A 3,103-nucleotide genomic window follows, 5' to 3' on the forward strand; every position below is an offset into this window, starting at 1 on the left:
CCCACCGACCTGGTCGCCCTAGCCCGCGACGCCATCGCCGACGCCACCGCCGCCGACCCGGACCGCCCGCTCACCCTCCACGCCCCGGACACCCTGCTCGCCACGGTGGACGAATCACGAATACGCCAGGTTTTCGCAAATCTTCTGGCCAATATTCGCACCCACACGCCCGCTGGAACACCGGCGACGATTCACCTGGCTCCCGGCATCATCGAAGTGACCGACGAAGGCCCCGGAATGCCGGCCGCCGACGCCGCCCGCGCCTTCGAACGCTTCCACCGCGCCGAGCACGGCACCAGCGGCACCGGCCTCGGCCTACCGATCGTCGCCGCCATCGCCGCAGCTCACGGCGGCCGCGCCGAACTGCTCTCGGCGCCGTCCCGGGGGACGACCGTCCGGATCACGCTCCCGCACTCCGTCAATTCCGTTCAAAACTAGCCCGACAGCGGGAAACACCCCATTAACGCGGGCAGGATTACCGGGGAATTGCCACACCCAGGAGGCACCATGTCCCAGGTAGAGCAAGAATCCCGGACGCAGCCCACCGTCGCGGACCCCGTCCCGCTGGGCCTGGCAGCCCTGGCCGTGACGCTGTTCCTGTTCTCCGCCAAGAACGCCGACTGGACCGACGGCACCGACGCCTGGCTCGGCTACGCCCTGGCGTCCGGCGGCCTCGTCCAGCTCCTGGCGGGCATGTGGGAGTTCCGCAACCGCGACGTCTTCTGGGCCACGGCGTTCTCCTCCTACGGCGCCTTCTGGCTGGGCCTCGGCCTCTACGTCGTCCTCCTCGCCGGCGCCACCGACCCAGCCGACCAGGCCAACGACCTCGGCTGGATCATGCTCGCGTTCGCGATCCTGACCGCCTACCTGCTGCTGCTGAGCACCCAGATCAACCAGGCCGTCCTCGCCATCTTCGTCAGCCTGGAGGCCACCCTGATCATCCTCTTCATCGGCAACCTCACCACCACGGAGACGACCGTCCAGATAGGCGGCTACATCGGCGTCCTGGCGGCCATCTGCGCCTGGTACACCTCCGCCGCCACCCTCCTGAACGCCATGCTCCGCCAACCGGCCCTGAACCTCGGCAAACCCGTCCTGAACAACCTGATCCCCAGCAACCGCCCCCGTTGAGAACGATCCGCGCGCCTTCCTGATGCCAGGCGTCCACGCCGGGGGCAGGCCCCCGCAGTGGCTCCCCGCGGTTTCAGAAGCCACCCCAGAAGACGAACCCGGACAGCGAGTCGACACGCTCAGGTGCCGAGCCTGTGGATCCCTCCCCGGTCGGCGCGAGCTTCCAATCTCCTTCCCACTTCACGGTCAAGGTCCTGGCCGTGCGGCCACCGCGCGCCGGGTCCCGCGACACCGTTCCGACCACCGCACTCTCCGGCGTGTAGGAGACGATCCGGAAGCCCGCGATCTGCGCCGCCTTCGCGGCCGGCACAACCTGCCCGGCGGCACGCACCCGCGCGTAGGCCGCTTTGCCCTCCCCCTCCACGACCTGCCGCTCCATGATCTTCTGCCACCCCGCCGACCGGTCGAGCCGCACGCTGATCTGCACCGCGGCGAACAGAGCCCCGCGCGGCGTGTGCTGGTAGCAGCGCGCGATGTCGCCCTTGACGTCCAGTGGCCCGACCACAGGCGAGAACGGCAGTGCGACGCCCTTGAAGCGCTTCCAATACACCTGCCGTGGCGCGGTACTGGGAATGCTCTGATTGCTGTCGTCGGTAATACACCCATCCGCCCTAGCCGGGGACGCAGGCTCCGCTGAGGACGCAGCCTCCTGGCCCTCCCCCGTGCAACCGGCGAGGCCCAGCACAACAGCGACGACCGGAAGGCAGGTTCTCAGGAACATGGGGGACCCTTTTCGCGCGGCGGTTATGGCACAAACAGCCGATGCTAAGCCTTCTTGATCACCGAGCCCTACTCACGACGTCCGAGCAGCAGCCGTAACGCCAGAACAGACCCGTCCGGAAGGCGCTGACGAACCACGGGTTCCCGAGCAACACACGCACATCCGCGACGGCGATAACCGCAGCGATGCTCGACCACGGGTCACGCCCCAATGCCGTGGCTCCTCCAGAACAGCGACGCGCCCCATACGACACGGCCGGTTCAAACGGGCGTCCGTCGCCAGAGGCGTGATCCCGGTCGTTCACCGAGTCTGATCAGACGGTTTCTCAACGGACCGCCGTAACCGATCGCCAGGCAACGTCAAGTGACCGCGCTACGGCACTACCTCCCCGATGCCCAGCAGGTTGCCTTCGCTGTCGCGGAACCAGGCAGCCCGCTCACCACGCCCCTTGCTCGGGTAATTGCCCTCGATGTCCATGATCCCGTTCACGCTGCCGCCGTAGTCCTCGAACACCACGCCGCGGTCACGCAAGCCGGCCACCGCCGCCTCGATGTCATCGACGTAGAAGCTCATCTGGGTGAACGAGCCGTCGGCCGCACCAGCCGAGGCGAACAGGCAGAACACTCCCGTCGCACCCTCATACCGCAGGCCGCCCTCGCGCTCCTCGACCGGTTCGAGTCCGAGCTTCTCGGCGTACCAGCGGCGAGCTCGGGTCAGATCCTGAGTAGGTATGCGCGCTTCGATCCGTGCATTGCCCAGCATCCTCACAATGATAGACGGACCTGGTAAACATCCGTGGTCCACACAAGCCTCACTACTCTCGCGCCGGGCCATTGGGCAGATGGACGCCCCACCCCTACAAGCACTTCTCGCCACACGCTCACCAGCGTGTCTACCGACTGCGCAATCCACCCATCCCCACAAGCCCCAAAAGCCGCGACAGTACAACCACTTTCCAAACGCAAAGGATCAACACCACGCACCTCGCACCCGTTGGGCCTCCCCCTGCCCTCGTCCAGATCTACGTAACGGGACGACAAGCGCGCTACAACTGCCCTCAGTGAACATGGTGATGGGTGCCCCTCCGCCACGGGCGTCAACGACCTCGACTTCGAAGAGCCCAGCCCTCTCTGTCAGACTGCTGTGACACAAGGGACGAACGAGTCCTTCTGATACCAAGCAGGGCGAGACAGGACGAACAGCGCAGTGACGATGACTCTCGCCGACCAGGCCGCCGTGACGACACGGCAG

General features: G+C 66.7%; 4 protein-coding genes. 2 read left to right on the top strand and 2 right to left on the bottom strand.

The window, feature by feature from the left end; translation table 11 throughout:
• On the top strand, positions 1-438 hold a 438-nt coding region (locus E1266_RS36545; protein ID WP_132055064.1), incomplete at its 5' end, for a sensor histidine kinase.
• A 69-nt stretch (positions 439-507) separates the two neighbouring features.
• Positions 508-1,131, top strand: coding sequence for a GPR1/FUN34/YaaH family transporter (locus E1266_RS36550; protein ID WP_132055066.1), 624 nt, complete (start codon positions 508-510; stop codon positions 1,129-1,131).
• A gap of 73 nt (positions 1,132-1,204) precedes the next feature.
• On the opposite strand, the gene E1266_RS36555 is transcribed toward E1266_RS36550, so the two are convergent.
• The gene (locus E1266_RS36555) at positions 1,205-1,681 is read right to left on the bottom strand and encodes a hypothetical protein (RefSeq protein WP_165966365.1); all 477 of its coding nucleotides are present in this window, start codon (positions 1,679-1,681) and stop codon (positions 1,205-1,207) included.
• A gap of 543 nt (positions 1,682-2,224) precedes the next feature.
• On the bottom strand, positions 2,225-2,614 hold the full coding sequence (locus E1266_RS36560) for a VOC family protein (RefSeq protein ID WP_132055070.1): 390 nt from the start codon (positions 2,612-2,614) through the stop codon (positions 2,225-2,227).
• Positions 2,615-3,103: the final 489 nt, after the last annotated feature.

The organism is Actinomadura sp. 7K534, assembly GCF_004348575.1.
In the GTDB taxonomy this organism is placed as follows: domain Bacteria; phylum Actinomycetota; class Actinomycetes; order Streptosporangiales; family Streptosporangiaceae; genus Spirillospora; species Spirillospora livida.

Coding starts and splice junctions, on each gene's coding strand:
- E1266_RS36560 (WP_132055070.1), bottom strand. CDS start 2,614: ATGCTGGGCAATGCACGGATCGAAGCGCGCATACCTACTCAGGATCTG.
- E1266_RS36550 (WP_132055066.1), top strand. CDS start 508: ATGTCCCAGGTAGAGCAAGAATCCCGGACGCAGCCCACCGTCGCGGAC.